Source organism: Streptomyces sp. NPDC003247, assembly GCF_042888135.1.
Taxonomy (GTDB): domain Bacteria; phylum Actinomycetota; class Actinomycetes; order Streptomycetales; family Streptomycetaceae; genus Streptomyces.
Map to the genome: position 1 here is coordinate 574,536 of NZ_JBIAPF010000002.1, position 18,084 is coordinate 592,619.

General features: G+C 71.5%; 14 protein-coding genes and 1 pseudogene. 4 read left to right on the top strand and 11 right to left on the bottom strand.

What is annotated here, in order from left to right; translation table 11 throughout:
* Positions 1-232: 232 nt before the first annotated feature.
* Positions 233-2,728 carry a galactose oxidase-like domain-containing protein gene (locus ACFYWQ_RS07525; RefSeq protein WP_389513695.1) on the top strand — a complete coding sequence of 832 codons (2,496 nt, stop codon included), beginning with the start codon at positions 233-235 and terminating at the stop codon, positions 2,726-2,728.
* Between the two features lie 30 nt (positions 2,729-2,758).
* Here the strand turns inward: ACFYWQ_RS07525 and ACFYWQ_RS07530 are convergent, their stop codons facing one another.
* The 4 genes and pseudogenes from ACFYWQ_RS07530 to ACFYWQ_RS07545 all read right to left on the bottom strand — a co-directional run bounded on the left by ACFYWQ_RS07530 (position 2,759) and on the right by ACFYWQ_RS07545 (position 6,557).
* Positions 2,759-3,490 carry a Mut7-C RNAse domain-containing protein gene (locus ACFYWQ_RS07530; RefSeq protein WP_389513697.1) on the bottom strand — a complete coding sequence of 244 codons (732 nt, stop codon included), beginning with the start codon at positions 3,488-3,490 and terminating at the stop codon, positions 2,759-2,761.
* 33 nt (positions 3,491-3,523) lie between these two features.
* The gene (locus tag ACFYWQ_RS07535) at positions 3,524-4,156 is read right to left on the bottom strand and encodes a TetR/AcrR family transcriptional regulator (protein WP_389513699.1); all 633 of its coding nucleotides are present in this window, start codon (positions 4,154-4,156) and stop codon (positions 3,524-3,526) included.
* Between the two features lie 4 nt (positions 4,157-4,160).
* Positions 4,161-5,668 (bottom strand): annotated as a pseudogene (locus ACFYWQ_RS07540) (MFS transporter).
* A 175-nt stretch (positions 5,669-5,843) separates the two neighbouring features.
* Positions 5,844-6,557, bottom strand: a complete 714-nt coding sequence (locus ACFYWQ_RS07545) for a hemolysin III family protein (RefSeq protein ID WP_389513700.1) — start codon at positions 6,555-6,557, stop codon at positions 5,844-5,846.
* Positions 6,558-6,959: 402 nt separating this feature from the next.
* On the opposite strand from ACFYWQ_RS07545, the gene ACFYWQ_RS07550 reads away from it, so the two are divergent.
* Positions 6,960-8,783: a phosphoenolpyruvate carboxykinase (GTP) gene (locus ACFYWQ_RS07550; RefSeq protein WP_389513702.1), complete on the top strand. Its 1,824-nt coding sequence runs from the start codon at positions 6,960-6,962 to the stop codon at positions 8,781-8,783.
* Positions 8,784-8,988: 205 nt separating this feature from the next.
* Here ACFYWQ_RS07550 and ACFYWQ_RS07555 read toward each other — a convergent pair whose 3' ends face one another.
* From ACFYWQ_RS07555 to ACFYWQ_RS07585, 7 genes are all read right to left on the bottom strand, one after another.
* The gene (locus ACFYWQ_RS07555; RefSeq protein WP_389513704.1) at positions 8,989-9,591 is read right to left on the bottom strand and encodes a hypothetical protein; all 603 of its coding nucleotides are present in this window, start codon (positions 9,589-9,591) and stop codon (positions 8,989-8,991) included.
* A complete protein-coding gene (locus tag ACFYWQ_RS07560) occupies positions 9,578-11,110 on the bottom strand; it encodes a substrate-binding domain-containing protein (protein WP_389513705.1) in 1,533 nt (510 codons plus the stop codon). The genes ACFYWQ_RS07555 and ACFYWQ_RS07560 overlap by 14 nt, the downstream gene beginning before the upstream one ends.
* Positions 11,107-12,282, bottom strand: a complete 1,176-nt coding sequence (locus ACFYWQ_RS07565) for a toxic anion resistance protein (RefSeq protein WP_389513707.1) — start codon at positions 12,280-12,282, stop codon at positions 11,107-11,109. Before ACFYWQ_RS07565 ends, ACFYWQ_RS07560 begins: the two co-directional genes overlap by 4 nt.
* Before the next feature lie 14 nt (positions 12,283-12,296).
* On the bottom strand, positions 12,297-13,361 hold the full coding sequence (locus ACFYWQ_RS07570; protein WP_389513709.1) for a hypothetical protein: 1,065 nt from the start codon (positions 13,359-13,361) through the stop codon (positions 12,297-12,299).
* Between the two features lie 120 nt (positions 13,362-13,481).
* A complete protein-coding gene (locus ACFYWQ_RS07575) occupies positions 13,482-14,066 on the bottom strand; it encodes a Uma2 family endonuclease (protein ID WP_389514398.1) in 585 nt (194 codons plus the stop codon).
* Between the two features lie 128 nt (positions 14,067-14,194).
* Positions 14,195-14,617 (bottom strand): hypothetical protein, encoded by a 423-nt coding sequence (locus ACFYWQ_RS07580; protein ID WP_389513711.1) that lies wholly within the window; start codon positions 14,615-14,617, stop codon positions 14,195-14,197.
* Positions 14,618-14,728: 111 nt separating this feature from the next.
* Positions 14,729-15,940 carry a pyridoxal phosphate-dependent aminotransferase gene (locus ACFYWQ_RS07585; protein ID WP_389513712.1) on the bottom strand — a complete coding sequence of 404 codons (1,212 nt, stop codon included), beginning with the start codon at positions 15,938-15,940 and terminating at the stop codon, positions 14,729-14,731.
* A gap of 158 nt (positions 15,941-16,098) precedes the next feature.
* On the opposite strand from ACFYWQ_RS07585, the gene ACFYWQ_RS07590 reads away from it, so the two are divergent.
* Both ACFYWQ_RS07590 and ACFYWQ_RS07595 read left to right on the top strand, forming a co-directional pair.
* Complete coding sequence (locus ACFYWQ_RS07590; RefSeq protein ID WP_389513714.1) at positions 16,099-16,803, top strand: hypothetical protein; 705 nt, start codon at positions 16,099-16,101, stop codon at positions 16,801-16,803.
* A gap of 348 nt (positions 16,804-17,151) precedes the next feature.
* A complete protein-coding gene (locus ACFYWQ_RS07595) occupies positions 17,152-18,066 on the top strand; it encodes a serine protease (RefSeq protein ID WP_389513715.1) in 915 nt (304 codons plus the stop codon).
* Positions 18,067-18,084: the final 18 nt, after the last annotated feature.

The window sequence follows — 18,084 nt, forward strand, 5'->3', positions numbered from 1 at the left end:
GCACCACCTGTACCGCAGGCAGCCGTGACCGGCACCACCTGCATCGCAGGGCGGCCGTGACGGAACCGCCTGCACCGCAGGACAGCCGTGACGGAACCGCCTGCACCGCAGGACAGCCGTGACCGGAACCGCCTCTACCGCAGGGAGCCGCGACCGGTACCACCTGCATCGCAGGGCAGCCGTGACCGGCACCGCCTGCATCGCAGGAGCCGTGAACAAGGGGGGAAACACCATGTACGGAGCCCGAAGACCAGCCCGTGGCGGACGGTGGCGGCCGCTGCCCCGCGGGAGAACGACACGTCTGCTGCTGACCGCCCTCATGCTCTTCACCGCCGCCCTCGGGCTCGGCCCGCTGGGCGCCCAGCCCGCCACCGCCGCGACCAACCTGGTGAAGAACCCGGGCCTGGAGATCCTCGACGGGCCTTCCCAGTTCCCCCAGTGCTTCGAGAAGTCGGGCTGGGGGGACAACGACTTCACCTTCACCGTCACCGACGACGCCCACTCCGGCAGCCGCGCCGTCCGCATCGAGCTGACCCGGCGCGCCGACGGCGACCGCAAGACGATGATGCTGGAGAACTCCTGCGCCCCGCAGGTCACTCCGGACCACCAGTACGACCTGTCGTTCTGGTACCGGTCGACGACGCCGGACGTCGCGTTCACCCTCTTCCGCCACGACACCGTCCAGGGCTGGGTCTACTGGACCGACCTCAAGACCCTGGCGCAGTCGGCCGGCTGGACCCGCACCGAGGTCCGCACCCCGGTGATCCCGCCGAACACCGATCGGATCACCTGGGGCGGCGCCCTCTACGGCGTCGGCACCCTCACCACCGACGACTACGCGATGACGGACGCCACCGTCCCCTCCGACCCCGACCCCTGCACCACCGGCGGCACGGGACCGGAGTGCAAGGGGCAGTGGACCGTCCAGACCACCGAGATGCCGGTCCGGGCCATCCACTCGGTGCTGCTGCACACCGGGAAGGTGCTGCTGATCGCCGGCTCCGGCAACAACCTCGACATGTTCGAGGCCGGCACCTTCAAGACGTCCGTCTACGACCCGGTCGCCGGCACCTACACCGACATCCCGACGCCGGAGGACTTCTTCTGCGCCGGACACGTCCAGCTCCCCGACGGACGCGTGCTGGTCATGGGCGGCAACAAGGACTACGCCGAGCCCGACGGCAGCGTCGGCTACAAGGGCCTGCGCTCCAGCTACGTCTTCGACCCGGACCTCAACCAGTACATCAAGGTCAACGACATGCTGGCGGGCCACTGGTACCCGTCGGCGACCGCGATGGGCAACGGTGACGTCATCTCCCTGGGCGGCCTCGCCGAGGACTCCTCCGGAACGGTCGTCAACGAGCACTTCTCCTACGCCCAGAACAAGTGGCTGCCGCTCGGCGAGGCCAAGCAGGCCTGGACGTTCTGGGGCCTGTACCCGTCGATGATCCTGCTCCAGGACGGCCGCCTCTTCTACACCGGCAGCCATGTCTTCGGCAACGGCCTGCCCGGCACCGGCGCCTCCGTCTACGACTACGACGCCGGCACCATCGCCGACGTACCGGGCCTGCGCAAGAAGGACGAGCGGGACCAGTCGATGTCGGTGCTGCTGCCGCCCGCCCAGGACCAGAAGGTCATCACCATCGGCGGCGGCAACCACACCGTCGCGCCCGACGCGCACCGGCTCACCGACGTCATCGACATGAAGGCCGACTCGCCGCAGTACGTGCCCGGCCCCGACCTGCCGCAGGGCCACTACCAGGACGGCACCGCGCAGACTGGCGACCAGGGCAAGGTGTACGTGTCGGCCGTCATCCTCCCGGACGGCAAGGTCCTGGAGACCGGCGGCGCCCTGCACACCTACCGAGAGGACCCCGTCTTCGAGGCGTCGATGTACGACCCGGCGACCAACGCGTTCCAGCCGGGCCTGGCCACCGACCCCGTCCCGCGGACCTACCACTCCTCGTCCCTGCTGCTGCCCGACGGACGCGTCCTGAGCGTCGGCGACAACCCGGGCGACGGCTCCTTCGACCAGCGGGTGTCGATCTACCAGCCGCCGTACCTGTTCAAGGGCGACCGGCCGCAGATCACCTCGGTCGCCGACACCGAGTGGGCGTACGGCACCTCGCAGCGCATCACGGTCGACAAGCCGGTGGTGAAGGCGTCCCTGATCCGCCCGGCCGCGATCACCCACTCCTCCGACCCCAACCAGCGCTACGTCGACCTGCCGATGACGGTCGAGGGCAACACCATCGACCTCAGCCTGACCAGCAACCCCGACCTGGCGCCGCCCGGCTGGTACATGCTGTCGGTGGTGGACGCGAACGGCGTCCCCTCCGTGTCGAAGTGGGTGCGCATCGGCACCGACGGCCAGGTCGCCGCGGCCCGGGTGCAGGAGTTCGCGGAGGACCTGACGGAGGTCCCCGCGAGCGAGAAGAGCACGGTGAGCCCGGAGAGCACCGCCAAGAGCGACGTCCAGCACCACCAGGGCCACGAAGGTCACGAGATGCCCGCCGGGTACGACGGCTGCGACCACTCCTACGGCACCATCAGCCAGTGCGTGCCGTGGACCTTCCCGAAGAAGGTGAACACCGTGGCCGAGCGGTGCGACTGGCTCGAGGAGAAGGGCTACGGCACCGGCCTCACCGTCGCCGGCCGCGACCGCCACGGCCTGGACCGCGACAAGGACGGCATCGCCTGCGGGAAGGGTGACGTGAAGAAGAAGTAGACCGGGTCAGCGTTCGCCCGGCAGTCCGGGTCAGCGTTCGCCCGCGAAGTCCTGAAGGGCGCGCTCCACGATGGCCTCCAGCTGTTCGTGGTGCGCGCCCTTCCAGTACGCCCGCCCGCACTCCCGGCACTGCGCGAACACGTCGTACGACCGCTGTGTGCCGTGCTCCAGCTGGTCGGCCACCTCGTCCTTGGTGGCCTCGCGCAGCAGCCCGTTGCAGGCGGTGCACCGCGTCCAGGGCCGCAGGGCGGGCGCGAACCGGTCCAGGACGTCACGGAGCTGGTCGTCGGGGCGGGTGCTGTAGACGAACGCCCCGGCCCACAGCTCACGGCGGCGCAGCAGACCGCGGTCGCGGCTGAGCATGACCCGCCGCTCGGCCGCCGACCGGGCGGCGAGCGCCGGGTCGCCGATGTCCGTCGACTCGTACGCCGTGTCCACGCCGAGCAGCCGCAGCCGGCGGGCGAGGGTGCCGAGATGGACGTCCAGCAGGAACCTCAGCGGAGCGCCCGGCACCCGCTGGGGGCGCTCGACCGGACGGACGCTCACCGACTCGCCGTGCGCCGGGATGTGCGAGACCGGCACCTCGCGCCCGTCGACGACCAGCGCGCCGACCTCGGTCAGCGGCACGCCGACGGACTCGACGACATGCCCCAGGGTGGAGACCCCGTCGACGGCCAGGGCGTGGGCGCCGCCGCGCCGGGCGTGCGGGACGAACAGGGCCAGCTCGGGGGCGACGGCCAGGTGGATCTCGGGTGTGCTCACCCGGTCAGGATGGCACGGGGGAGCGGCGGGACCTCAGGGGTTTTCCCGGGGCAGGCCGTGCTGGAGGACCAGCAGGGTGCGGTCGACGAGGGAGGTGAAGTCGTCCTGGTGCCCCTTCTCCGCCCAGTACAGGGAGGTCTCCATCAGACCGCCGATCAGGGCCATCGCGTAGACCCGGACCTCCAGGCTGTCGGGGTCGCGGCCGGTGCGCTCGCCGATGGCGGTGCAGAGCAGGCGGCCGGTGACCGACATGCTCTCCATCATCCGCGACCGCACGGCCGGGACCTCGACCATCAGCCGGGTCCGCAGCCGCGCCACCTCCAGGTCCGCGTCCACGCCCGTGCGGACGGCCTCGCGCAGCACGGACCGGATCGTGTCGGGCCACGGCTCGTCGGCGGGCCGGGAGCGCACCTCCTCCAGCAGGACCGGGTCGTACTCGTCCGTGAGGACGATGTCCTCCTTGGTCGGGAAGTAGCGGAAGACGGTCGACGGCGACACCTCGGCCCGTTCGGCGATCTGCTCGATCGTCGTGGCGTCGTACCCCTGCTCCTCGACCAGCGCGTAGGTCGCGGCGCGGATCGCCTCCCGCGTCTTGATCTTCTTGCGCTCGCGCAGGCCGGGCTGCGGTCGGTCGGCGGAGGTGAGGGGGGAACGTGCGGCCGTCATGGCGTCATTGTCGGGCATCCGCCGTCGACGCGACCACGTCAGGGGCGTCGCTTTCCGCACGCCGTGACGCGCCCGGCAGGAACGCCGCCGCCAGCAGCGCCGAGACCAGGGCGGCCGCGCACACGACCAGCACCACGGTCATGCCGTGCACGTACGCGGTGTTCGCGGAGGCGGCGAGCGGTGCCGAGCCCACCTGTTCGGCGATCGTCCGCGCGGCGACCACGGAGTCCCCGGCGGCGTCGGCGGCCCCGGGCGGCAGACCGGTGACGTCGAGGCGGTCGCGGAAGGCGGCGGACAGCAGGCTGCCCAGGACGGCGATGCCGATGGCGGCTCCGACCTGACGCAGGGTCAACAGCAGCCCGGATCCGCTGCCCGCGCGGTCGGCCGGCAGCGTGCCGAGGGCGCCGGACATCGCCGGCACGACCGAGAAGCCGAACCCGACGCCGGCGACGGACAGCCACAGCGCGGTGAAGCCGTACCCGGAGTCCACCGTCGTACGGCAGCCCAGCAGGGCCGCGAAGGCCAGCACCGCCAGGCCCGCGCCGACCACGGCCCGCGCCCCGAACCGGGCGACGACCGGCTGCGCGGCCCGCGCGGCGACCATCAGGCCGCCCATCAGCGGCAGCAGCCGCACGCCGGTGCCGAGGGCGTCGTGGCCGAGGACGGCCTGGAGGCAGGGCGGCAGGACGAACATCAGCCCGGACAGGACGAACATCACCAGCGTGGCGGCGAGCGCGTTGAGCAGGAAACCGCGGTGGGCGAGCAGCGTCATGTCCAGCATGGGCCGCGCGACCCGCCGCTCGCGCAGCACCAGCGCGGCGATCAGGGCCACGGCGGCGCCGGCCACGGCCAGGACCAGGGGGTCGCCCCAGCCCCGGGTGGGCACCTCGATGATCGCGTAGACGAGGGCGCCGAGTCCGGTCGCGGTGAACGCGGTGGAGACGGTGTCGACCTTCGGGGAGGCCGGGTCGCAGGTCTCGGGCAGCAGGAGGACGCAGGCGGCGATGCCCAGCGCGGCCATCGGGACGTTGATCAGGAAGACCGAGCCCCACCAGAAGTGGTCGAGCAGCCAGCCGCCGACGATCGGGCCGAGCGGCAGGCCGAGCGTCGAGCCGGCGGAGACGATGCCGACGGCCTTGACACGCTCGTCGGGCGCGAAGAGCGAGGGCAGGACGGAGAGGGCGAGCGGGGTGACCAGGGCGGCGCCGACGCCCGTCACGGTGCGTGCGACGACGACCGCGGTCACGTCGTCGGCCAGCGCGCCGACCAGCGAACCGGCGAGGAAGATCCCGAGCCCGGTGATCAGCATCCGCCGCCGCCCGAAGCGGTCGCCGAGCAGCCCGGCCGGAAGCATCAGGGCCGCGAAGACGACGACGTACGCGTCCGCCATCATCCCCCAGTGCTAAACGCCTGGGGGACCCCCAGCTGCTCACCGGTACCGGCGCCGAGTTCACCGGCCATCGTCGGGAGCGCGACGTTGAGGATCGTCATGTCGAAGCCGAGCGTCAGCATGCTCGCGACCAGGGCACCGAGGGCCCACCAGCGGCGTGGATCGGGAGAAGTGGAAGTAGCAATGAAATGAAAGTAACTGTCAAAAAATGGAGTCTGTCAATAAGATGGGGGCGCAAGGAAGAAGGGCCACGGCGGGAAGCCGTGGCCCTGAGGGGGTCGGGGTGTCGGAGGAGGGCTACGCGTGCTGGTAGGCGACCAGCGAGATGCCCACGTAGTGCGCGATGAACGCGGCCAGTGTGAAGGAGTGGAACACCTCGTGGAAGCCGAACCACCGCGGTGACGGGTTCGGGCGCTTGATGCCGTAGATCACGCCGCCCGCGCTGTAGAGGAGGCCGCCGACGATCACCAGGACGAGGACCGCGATCCCGCCCGCGCGCATGAAGTCGGGCAGGAAGAAGACGGCCGCCCAGCCCATCGCGATGTAGCAGGGGGTGTAGAGCCAGCGCGGGGCGCCGACCCAGAAGACGCGGAAGACGATGCCCGCCGCCGCGGCGGCCCAGATGCTCCACAGCAGCCACTGGCCCTTGCTGCCCGGCAGGAGCAGCAGCGTCAGCGGTGTGTAGGTGCCCGCGATGATCAGGAAGATGTTCGCGTGGTCGAGGCGGCGCAGGACGCCGTCCATGCGCGGGGACCAGTCGCCCCGGTGGTAGAGCGCGCTGACGCCGAACAGCAGGCACGCCGTGAGGGCGTAGACGCCGCAGGCGATGCGGCCTCTGGGGGAGTCGGCGAGCGCGGTGAGCACGAGGCCCGCGATGAGGGCGGCCGGGAACATGCCCAGGTGCAGCCAGCCGCGGAGCTTGGGCTTGACCGGATGCGGAAGGGAGAGCGCGACGGGACCGCGGCCGGCGGCCTGCGTGTCCCTGGGCGCGTCGGGGGCGGACGCAGTCATGGATCGCATCGTACCTACGGAACCGTAAGTTACGGGTCAGTGAGGCGAGATGAACGGCTGCCGTCACCATCATCTCACGGCCGCCCAAGGGTCGCCGAGGGGTCGCGCCGAGAGGTCGGGGAGGGCGTGTCGGGAGGTCGGGGAGGGCGTGTCGGGAGGTCGCTGGTGCGGGCGGGTGACGCCGGACGGCGGGGCGGATGCATGGGCCGGCGCTCCGAGGGGTACGCGTGGCGAGGCTCACCCTGCTCATCTGTGACGCCCTCTGGACAGATGCGCTGAGGCGTCGGATGATCAAATGAGTGCGGTCGACACCGGATGAGCGCTCAGCAGCTCGCTGCGAAGCATCCGGGTCGCGGCCCCCACGGGGCAGACAAGGACAAAATCCCTCACCTAGGAGCAATCGTGGCGCGCGACATCGCGGCTCCCCCCGTCATCCCCACCCAGCACCAGGAACTGATCTCGTGGGTGAACGAGATCGCCGAACTGACCCAGCCGGACAGCGTGGTCTGGTGTGACGGATCCGAGGCCGAGTACCAGCGGCTCTGCGACGAACTGGTCGAGAAGGGCACCTTCCGAAAACTCGACCCGATCAAGCGCCCCCACTCCTACTACGCGGCCTCCGACCCGACCGACGTCGCCCGCGTCGAGGACCGCACCTTCATCTGCTCCGAGAAGGAGGAGGACGCCGGCCCGACCAACCACTGGAAGGCCCCCGACGAGATGCGGGAGATCTTCCAGGGCGAGAAGGGCCTGTTCCGCGGCTCGATGCGCGGCCGGACGATGTACGTCGTGCCCTTCTGCATGGGCCCGCTCGGCTCCCCGCTCTCCGCGATCGGCGTCGAGATCACGGACTCCGCGTACGTGGCCGTCTCCATGCGCACCATGACCCGCATGGGCCGCCCGGTCCTCGACGAGCTCGGCTCCGAGGGCTTCTTCGTGAAGGCCGTGCACACCCTCGGCGCCCCCCTGGAGCCCGGCGAGCAGGACGTCCCCTGGCCCTGCAACCGGACCAAGTACATCTCCCACTTCCCGGAGACCCGCGAGATCTGGTCCTACGGCTCCGGCTACGGCGGCAACGCCCTGCTCGGCAAGAAGTGCTACGCCCTGCGCATCGCCTCCGTCATGGCCCGCGACGAGGGCTGGCTCGCCGAGCACATGCTCATCCTCAAGCTGACCCCGCCGCAGGGCGAGTCCCAGTACGTCGCCGCGGCCTTCCCGAGCGCCTGCGGCAAGACGAACCTCGCCATGCTGGAGCCGACGCTCTCCGGCTGGACCGTCGAGACGATCGGCGACGACATCGCCTGGATGCGCTTCGGCGAGGACGGCCGGCTGTACGCCATCAACCCCGAGGCCGGTTTCTTCGGCGTCGCGCCCGGCACCGGTGAGCACACCAACGCCAACGCGATGAAGACGCTGTGGGGCAACTCGGTCTTCACCAACGTGGCGCTGACCGACGACGGCGACATCTGGTGGGAGGGCATGACGGAGGAGACCCCGGCCCACCTGACGGACTGGAAGGGCAACGACTGGACGCCGGAGTCCGGCACCCCGGCCGCCCACCCCAACGCCCGCTTCACCGTGCCCGCCGCCCAGTGCCCGATCATCGCGCCCGAGTGGGAGGACCCCAAGGGCGTGCCGATCTCGGCGATCCTCTTCGGCGGCCGGCGCGCCACCGCCGTACCGCTGGTGACGGAGTCCTTCGACTGGAACCACGGCGTCTTCCTCGGCGCCAACGTGGCCTCCGAGAAGACCGCCGCCGCCGAGGGCAAGGTCGGCGAACTGCGCCGCGACCCGTTCGCCATGCTGCCGTTCTGCGGCTACAACATGGGCGACTACATGGGCCACTGGGTCGACGTCGCCAAGGGCAAGGACCAGGCGAAGCTCCCGAAGATCTACTACGTCAACTGGTTCCGCAAGAACGACGAGGGACAGTTCGTCTGGCCCGGCTTCGGCGAGAACGGCCGCGTCCTGAAGTGGATCGTGGAGCGGCTGGAGGGCAAGGCCGAGGGCGTCGAGACGCCGATCGGCGTGCTGCCCACCAAGGACGCCCTCGACACCGACGGCCTCGACCTCGCCGACTCCGACCTGGACTTCCTGCTCACCGTCGACAAGGACGTGTGGCGCGAGGAGGCCGCCCTCGTCCCGGAGCACCTGAACACCTTCGGCGACCACACGCCCGAGGAGCTGTGGGACGAGTACCGCGCACTGGTGCGGCGCCTGGGCTGAGCGAGCCCACCCAAGACGCCGCGGCCGGCTCCGATCGTGCCCTGACCAGCAGTATCGTCACGGCCGGCCGCGGTGAGCACCACAGACCGGCGAGGCTTCGCACAACGGAGTGCGAGGCCCTGGGCCTGTCGTCGCCCCTCCCGTCCGCCCCGACGGGCGGGACGGCGGCAGGCCTTCGCCCGTCCCGCCCACCTTCCCCGCGACGTCACTGCGACCGGTCCTCCAGGTACCGGGTGTGCGACTCCTGCCGCCGCGCCTCCGTCTCGCGCAGACCCGCGGCCAGCCGTTCCGCCTCCTCCTGCAACAGCGTCAGCTGCTTCTCCAGGTGCCGTTCGGGAGGCTCCTGGCCGGGGGCGAGCCGGGTCCACCACCGGGTCCGGACGAACGTGTCGACGGCCTCCGGGACGTCCTGCCGCACCGCCCGGGACAGCGCGTGGACGGCCTCCGGGTCCTGGGCGAGCAGCTCGGTGACCCAGCCGGGGTCCAGCAGCGCGGCCAGCAGCTCGGTCAGCTCGGTGAGCCGGCCCGCGGCGGCGGGCGGCAGGTCGACGTCCGCCAGATAGGCCCGGAGCCGGCCGAAGTCGGCGCGCACCTCGTCGAGCTGCGCGGACGGGTCGGGGAAGTCCGGCACCGGCGGGCGCTCCGGCGGGGCGATCAGCGCGCCCGCGCCGTACAGCCCGGCGACCACGACCGGCCAGTACGGGCCCGCCACCCCCGCGAAGGTGAGGGCCAGGCCGGCCAGCCCGCACAGGCTGCCGGTGATGTTCTTGCGGGACTCCAGGTATCCGGTGAACCTACTGGTAGCCACGGATCTCCTCGAAGGCGCCGTCCAGCGAGCCCTCCTGGGCGTCGAAGAGGCGGCCGCCGGTCAGCTCGGCGATGTGCTCCAGCTCGGAGCGGTCGGAGTCGCCGAAGAGGATGGGGAAGACGGGGATGTCCTGCCGCGCGCCGCTCAGCTTCCGGTAGAAGGCGTCGAAGTCCCCGGCGTCCGCCCCGGCGGTGTTCTCGCCGTCGGTCATCAGCACGATCGAGGTGAACGTGTCCCGGCCGGTGCCCAGGTGGTCGTACGCCTTCTGGAGCGAGGTGTAGATCGCGGTGTCGCCGTCCGCCTCCAGCTGCTCGGTGTCCGCGCGGATCGCGGCGAGCCCGGTCTCCGGATCGGAGGGGCTGACGACATGGGTGCGCACGCTCTTCACGTCCGAGCCGAACGGCATCAGGGTGACCTCCTCGCGGTCGCGGAAGTCGCCGGTGAGACCGGTGAGCGCGTCCTTGAGCCCCTGGAGCCGGTCGCCCTCCATGGAGCCGGAGGTGTCGAGGACGTACACCGTCCGGGAGGGCCGGCGCAGTTCGTTCTCGTACGCGTCGAGGAGTCCGTCGGCCACCGAACGGCTGCCGGGGAAGGGCAGTTCGCGCCGCCGGGTGGTGTCCAGTCCGGACGCGGGCGGTACGGAGGCGACGACCGGGCGGCGGTGGGTCCGCGTGGTGATCAGCTCCTGGACGGCGGGGGTGCGCAGCGCGTCGGCGACCTTCTTGACGTCCTCGCGGGTCGTCGCGTCGGTCGCGGCCAGGGAGGACAGCGGGTAGTCGGCGGTGAGCACGCCGTCCTTGGGCCGGATCACGGTCAGCCCCGGGATGCCCTTGAGCACCGACTCGTAGTTGAGCAGCGCGTCGACGTCGCCGCGCCGCCGGTAGGCGCTCGCCAGCCAGCCCGACGAACCCGACGTCAGCTTCTGCCCGGCGAAGAACTCCTTCAGCCGCGGGCTCGCCTTCGTGACGTCCGCGTCGGTGAGCGCGGACTGGGCGCCGGAGAGCGCCGAGGCGACCGAGACGAGGGTGGCGAAGCCGGAGTGGGAGCGGGCCGGGTCGGTCATGCCGTAGGTCAGCCCGCCGTCCTGGACGGCCTGTTCGATCTGCGACCAGGTGACGTCCTCCGGCGTCCAGCCCAGCGCGTTCATCGTCCGCGTCTTCACACCGAGCGCGACCGGGCTGGACATCACCGGCGTCTCGGACACGACCTTCTTGGCGACCTCCGGCCGCAGCCGCAGGTAGTCGTTGGAGGACAGCCACACGGCGTCGTAGCGCGCGTCGGCGCTCTTCTCCGCCAGCAGGTTCACCGCGTCCAGGGTGCCCATGTAGGTGGGCCGGATCGTGACGCCGGTGTCCTCGCGGACCTGCTCCCACACCGGTTCCATGTCGGCGAGTTCGCTGGAGGCGAGGACCCGCAGGGTGCCGGGCGCGGGGGCGGCCGGGTCGTCCTCGCGCTCCTGGCCCGTGCAGGCGGTCAGCAGCAGGGCGAGCGCGGTCAGGGCGAGCAGGGGCCGTCTCATCCGAGGCCCCCGTCCAGCGGGCCCCGCGACCGGCTGCGCTCCAGGTAGGTGCTCGCGCCCTGGAGTTCGGTGGTCAGGCTCTCCACGGTCGCCGCCATCGCCTCGGTCGCCTGCACCTTGTAGCTGTCGATGGCGTCGAGGGTGCGGTAGATCTGCTGGAAGGCCGCGCGCAGGGTCTCGGCGCCCACGGCCGGGTCGGCGGCGATCCGCTGGATCTCCCCGCTCTGCGTGGCCAGCATCTCGGCGTTGCCCCGGATGAGGTCCTCGGTCGTCCCGCGCAACGCGTTGACCTGCTCGACGACCTTCTTCTGGTGGTCGAGGGCGGAGGCCAGCATCACGGAGATCCGCAGCGCGGAGACGGTCGTGGTGGCCGCCCGGTCGACGCCCTTGATCAGCTCGTCGTTGTTGCGGCGTACGACGTCCATGGCGAGGTAGCCCTGCGCGCACACCGCGAGCTGGGTGAGCAGGTCCTGGTGCTTCTGCCGGACGGGGAAGAGGACGTCGGCGCGCAGCCCGTCGGCGCGCTCGGGGTCGGTGCCCGCGACGCCGGTGATGTGCCGCTCGACGGCCGTGTCCAGGGCGTCGGTGAGGACGACGTACTCCTGGAGCTTGCCCATGGTCTCCCAGAGGCGGACCCGCTCGGTCTGCAACGCGGCGTTGTCCCGGCGCAGTTCGTCCTGACCGCCGCGCAGCGACCCCACGATCCTGTTCAACGTGCCCTGCGCGGAGGCGTACTTGGCGACGTGGTCGCGCAGCTTGTTGCCGCCGGGCAGCTTGGACAGGAACCTGCGTCCCTTGTTCGCGGACAGATCGCGCGGGTCCAGGTCCTCCACCACCCGCCGCAGCTCGACGAGCGAGCCCGCGACCTTCGACTGGGCGTCACCGCCCTTGTCGGGCAGGCTGCGGACGGTCCGCTCCAGCATGCGGTTGGACTGCGCGGCGGCCGTGCGCATCTCGCCGGCGCCGAGCGCGGTGATCTCGCCGACCTTGCCGGCGAACTCGGGCGAGCGGGCGTCGAGGACGGCCAGTGACTCGACGTACGCGGCGGCCTTGGCGGCCATGTCGGTGCGTACCCCGTCGTCCACCGGGACGAGTCCGCCGGCCTTCTCGCGCGGCACGGCGGCCACCGGCTCGGGCGGGGTGAGGGTGAAGGTGTCGTCGGGCGTGCTCATGGTGGTGTCCCCCTTTATCCGCGCGCCCGTCGCGCCAGCTCGTGCAGCACCTTCGAGGTGGGCACGGGCGCCTGGCGGACGCCGGTCAGTCGCTGCTTGAGGTAGGTGCCGGCCGAGGCGAACTCGGCGGTGTCGCCCTGCGGGCGGAATCCGTGCCGGACCTCCAGCTCGCGCAGTCGCGGGTCGGTGGCGAGGAGTTCGGCCACGGCCTTGCCGTTCCCGGTGAGCGGTACGGCGGTGTGGTCGCTGTTGACCGTGGTGTCGGGGTAGAGGACGACCAGGTCGTCGGGCTGCTGTCCGTCCGCGAGGAGGGCGGCGACCTGCGACTCGTAGACGAGGACGAGCGGGTTGCCGGCGCCGCTGACGAAGTCCCGGAAGGCCGCGTCCGTGCTGGACTGCTGGGCGCCCTGCACGCTGACCAGCTTGTGCAGCAGCGGCCCGGCCCCGTCGACCTCGGCGTCGCTCGCGACGACCTTGCCGTCGTTGGCGACGTAGGAGGCGGCGGCGAGGTACAGGGCACCGGAGTTGGAGGTCTCCGGGTCGGTGCTGGACAGGTACAGCGTGCCCGTCAGCTCACCGTACTTGTCGGCCCCCTTGAGCTGCTGCCAGGTGCGGTCGGCGCGGGCCGCGTCGAGGTAGGCGGCCATCTCGAACGTGCCCCGGTGCTCGGCGTCCAGGGCGGCGAGGCCGTTGCCGGCGAGCACTTCGGCGGCGTTCTTGTGCGCCACGACGACGAGCGGCGAGTAGAAGGGGCGGGGGAGGGTCCCCGTCACCTTGTACTTGGCCGCCAGCTCGACGGCCGGTGCCTGGCTGGACGGGAAGGCGAGGTCGTACCCCTTGAGGTCCAGCCCTTCCATGGCCCAGGACCCGGAGGTCTCGGCCCGCACGGTCCAGCCCTTGGCGGCGAGGGCCTTCACCACGTCCGGATCCGCGAAGAACTCCGCCTTCTCCGACCCGATGACCATGCGCACGGTCTTCGTTGCCGTGCCTGTCGCCTCGTTGTCCCGGCCTGCGACGACGGCGGCCACCACGCCACCGATCAGCAGCACCGCGAGGACTATTCCTGCGATACGTCTCACGCGGGGAGCGTGCTCGCGGAACGGGTCGTTCCTGGGGGAGCCGGGTGAACGGGGGGTGAAGGGGGCGCCCCGGAACGCAACGGGAGGGCGGAGTTCCTCTTCGCGCGGGCGACAGAAGGCTCAGTGAGCGATGCTGCCGAGCCTGCCGTAGCGGCGGAACTCGGAGGTGTCCACCGTCCAGGCACCGAAGGGCACTTTGTCCCCGTAGATGTACGGGTCCTTGCCGGTGTAGCGGCCCCGGCAGGGCTCGGAGTGCACCTCGACGGTGCCGGTGCGCGGGTCGACGATCAGGTAGTGGGGGATGCCCATGGCGGGGTAGTCGGCGAGCTTCTCGACGTAGTCGTTGTTCGGGTTGGACGGCGAGACGATCTCGATGACGGCGAGCACCTGTGTGGCGTCCACGGCGAGGCATTCCTCATCGAGGACGTCCTCGCGGAGGACGACGGCGTCGGGCCGGCGCATACGGCCGAGTCCGGGATGCTCGATCCCGGGGCCGTTCGCACAGATGTGTCCGGGGTGAGTGACGGGCACCTGTGCGTCCAGTTGCCGGCGGATGCGGTGAACGGTGCCCTCATGGCGCTTCGGCCTGCACGTCATGGCCAGTACCGGGCCGGAGGGTCCGATCTCGACGCTCCAGGTTCCCTCGAGCCGCTCGGCGTAGGCGTCGAGCTTCTCGGCGATCGCGCGCATCTTCCTGTACTCCATGCCCATGGCCGCAGAGTACGGAGATCGTGGCGCCCGGTCCGCGCGTCGCTGCGGGTGCACGCGGACCGGGGCCGTTCGCGGGGACCCCGGGGAGGGTCGGACCCGGGTGGGGGCCGGCCCGGGAGGGGTCAGCCGGCGGGGGTCAGTTCCCCGCCGGACAGCGCGGCGGAGTGCGCGTCCATGCGCTCCGCCACGAGGATCGCCACCGCGGTGTCGGCTCGCGACGCCGCGACGACGAGGGCGCGCCCGGCGAGCGTGTGCGCCCGCTCGTGCAGTGCCGTGAGGGACGCCTCACGGCTGCCGGATGCCACCGCGCGGACCGGCGTCCGTCCTCCCCGCAACCGGGCCACCTGCTGCGCGAGCCGTTCGGCCGCGGTGTCCAGGTCGGTGGACGGTGCCTGCGCGCGCAGCTCGTCGGTGACGGCGAGCAGCGCGGCGAGATGGCCCGCGAGCTGGATGTCCAGCTCCTCCTCGCGGGACCGATGGGGGAAGTCGGAGGTGGTGCCGGCCATCGTGCTGTGGACCGACTTGGTGCGGATCGGCTCGTACATGGATGGCCTCCCGTGCTCTGACAGGAAGCCATCCTAGCTTAGATTTCGTCTAAAGTTGACTTGATCGCAAAACCGGACTTATATGATCATGGCGGTGGGGGTGGGGCGGGGTCAGGGCTGGCCGTAGCCGTCCAGGAAGCGCGCGATCCGGCCGACCGCGTCCCGCAGGTCCGTGACCGTCGGCAGGGTCACCACCCGGAAGTGGTCCGGTTCGGGCCAGTTGAAGCCGGTGCCCTGGACGACCATGATCTTCTCCCGGCGCAGCAGGTCCAGGACCATCCGCCGGTCGTCCTTGATCTTGAACACCGTGGGGTCCAGCCGTGGGAAGAGGTACAGCGCCCCCTTCGGCTTGACGCAGCTCACCCCCGGGATCTGGGTCAGCAGCTCGTACGCCACGTCCCGCTGCTCGCGCAGCCGCCCGCCCGGCAGTACCAGGTCGTTGATGGTCTGGCGGCCGCTGAGCGCGGCCACGACGCCGTGCTGCCCCGGCATGTTCGCGCACAGCCGCATGTTCGCCAGGATCGTCAGGCCCTCGATGTAGGAGTCGGCGTGGGCGCGCGGGCCCGAGATCGACACCCAGCCGACGCGGTAGCCGGCCACCCGGTACGCCTTCGACATGCCGTTGAAGGTGAGGGTCAGCAGGTCCGGGGCGACCGAGGCGGTCGGGGTGTGCGTGGCGCCGTCGTAGAGGATCTTGTCGTAGATCTCGTCCGAGCAGACCAGCAGGTTGTGCCGGCGGGCGATGTCGGTCAGGCCCCGGATCATCGCCTCGTCGTAGACCGCGCCCGTCGGGTTGTTCGGGTTGATGATGACGATCGCCTTGGTGCGGTCGGTGACCTTGCGCTCGACGTCGGCGAGGTCCGGCATCCAGTCCGCCTGCTCGTCGCAGCGGTAGTGGACGGCCGTGCCGCCGGAGAGGGAGACCGCCGCGGTCCACAGCGGGTAGTCGGGCGCCGGTACGAGGACCTCGTCCCCGTCGTCCAGCAGGCCCTGCATCGCCATCACGATCAGCTCGGAGACGCCGTTGCCGATGAAGACGTGCTCGACGTCGGTCTCGATGCCCAGGGTCTGGTTGTGCATGACGACCGCGCGGCGCGCGGCCAGCAGGCCCTTGGCGTCGCCGTAGCCGTGCGCGGAGGAGACGTTGCGGAGGATGTCCTCCAGGATCTCCGGCGGGCAGTCGAAGCCGAACGCGGCCGGGTTCCCGGTGTTCAGCTTCAGGATGCGGTGCCCTGCCGCTTCCAGGCGCATCGCCTCCTCGAGAACCGGGCCCCGGATCTCGTAGCAGACGTTGGAGAGCTTCGTGGACTGGATCACCTGCATGTCTGGGAGCTTACGGCTCGGTAACGCTCCTCGGGGGGTGTTTTCCGCCACGTGAGACGTGTGGTTTGTGTGGATATCGTCCTCAGCTGTCCCTTCCGCCCCACGGATACCTAGAATCCACGGTCATGTTCAGGCCAGGTGAAAGTGAGGTGTCCCCGGTGCGTCCGAACGTGTACCTCCCGGACGCGGCGGACGCGCCGGCGTACGAGCAGTACCGGGATCCGGCCGCCGCGCACGGCTGGGAGATCGCCTATGACGAGACGGCCGAACTGCCGCGCGTGGCTTCCGCCGACGCCGGTGCCGCCCCCGATGCCGATGTCGCCGCGGACGCGGGCGCCGGGGGCGGGGGCGGTCGCGCGGCCCGGCGGCGCGCGGCGGCCCGCGGGGCGGCGGCGGGGCGGTCGCGGCGGTCGCGGCGGGTGGTGGCCGCCGTGGGGGCGGTGGGGGCCGTCTCGGTGGCCGCGCTGATCGCGGGGATGGGGTTCTCCGGGGCCCCGGAGGGCGGCACGCGCGGTGAACAGGGGGGTACGCGCTCGGAGCCCGCGGAGTCGGCCGCCCCGGCGGAGTCGGTGTCCCCGTCGGCGTCCGTCTCCGCCGGCGGGACCGTACGGACTCCGGGTGCGTCCGTCTCCGCCGGCGGGACCGTACGGACTCCCGGTGCGTCCGCCGGTGCGTCGGGTATGCCGGACGCTGCGTCGCCGGAGGTCGCGGAGACCACGGCGGGTGCGGCGTCCGAGGCGACCGCCGAGGTCGACACGCCGACGAGCGCCGCCCCGGTGGCCGGGACGGCCGACTCCGGCACCCCTGCGGCCAAGGGCAACGGGAAGGGGCACGGGGCGAGCGGGTTCAAGGGGGATCGGTAGGGCGGGGGGGAGTGGGTTCAAGGGGGATCGGTAGGGCGCGCGGGGCGAGCGGGGCCGAGGGGGATTTGGTAGGGCCCGGTGGTCGGGGGCGCTCGCGGGGCCCGGTGGTGTGTCCGGCCCGGTTCTCCCGGCCCAGCCTTCCCGGCCCGGTCTTCCTGACCTCGTCCTCCCGGCCCAGCCTTCCCGGCCCGGTCTTCCTGACCTCGTCCTCCCGGCCCCGCCTCCCCACCCCCCGGCGGCCGAAAACCACTGCTTGTTCTCCCCTCCCGACGCACTGATGATGCACATGACAAATCAGCGGGCGACCGGAAGACCTCCGGTCGCCTCGTCGTCAGAGGGGACCCCCACATGCCCAAGCCTCTCGTCGCCGCGCTCTTCGCCCTGGCCATCGCCGGGGCCGGCGCGGCGCCCGCGGTCGCGACACCCGGGACCGCCACGGCTCCGACCGCCGCCACCGCCGCGCGCACCGTGCCCACCACCGAGGTGACCGCCACCGCACCGGCCGCGGCCCCCGCGTCGCCCGCCCTCCAGGCCGTCACCCTGGCCGGGACCGTCGCGCTGAGCAACTGTTCCGGGTCCGTCGTACGCTTCCCGGACTCCCTCGACACCGACCCGGCGCTCGTGCTCACCAACGGCCACTGTCTGGAAACCGGGTTCCCGGAGCCCGGCGAGGTGATCGTCGGCCAGGCCTCCACCCGCACCTTCGGGCTGCTGAACTCCGCCGGCACCCGCGTGGCCACCCTGCGCGCCTCCAAGGTCGCGTACTCGACGATGACCGACACGGACGCCACGGTCTACCAGCTCACCACCACCTACGCGGCCATCCGCAGTTCCTACGGCATCAGCGCGCTCACCGTCCAGGACACGCACCCCACCGCCGGCACCGCGATCACCGTCGCCTCCGGCTACTGGAAGCGGCTCTACAGCTGCGCCATCGACGGGTTCGTGTACCGGATACGGGAGGGCGACTGGACCTGGAAGGACTCGGTCCGCTACACCTCGGCCTGCCAGACCATCGGCGGCACCTCCGGCTCGCCGGTCGTCGACCAGGCCACCGGCGCGGTCGTCGCCGTCAACAACACCGGCAACGAGGACGGCGCTACCTGCACGGTGAACAACCCGTGCGAGGTCGACGAGAACGGCACCGTCACCGTCCGCCAGGGCATCAACTACGCCCAGCAGACCTACCAGCTCCCGGCGTGCTTCACCACCGGCAACCAGCTGGACCTGAGCGCCGCCGACTGCACCCTGCCCAAGCCGTAGCCGGCGCGCAGGGGCGGT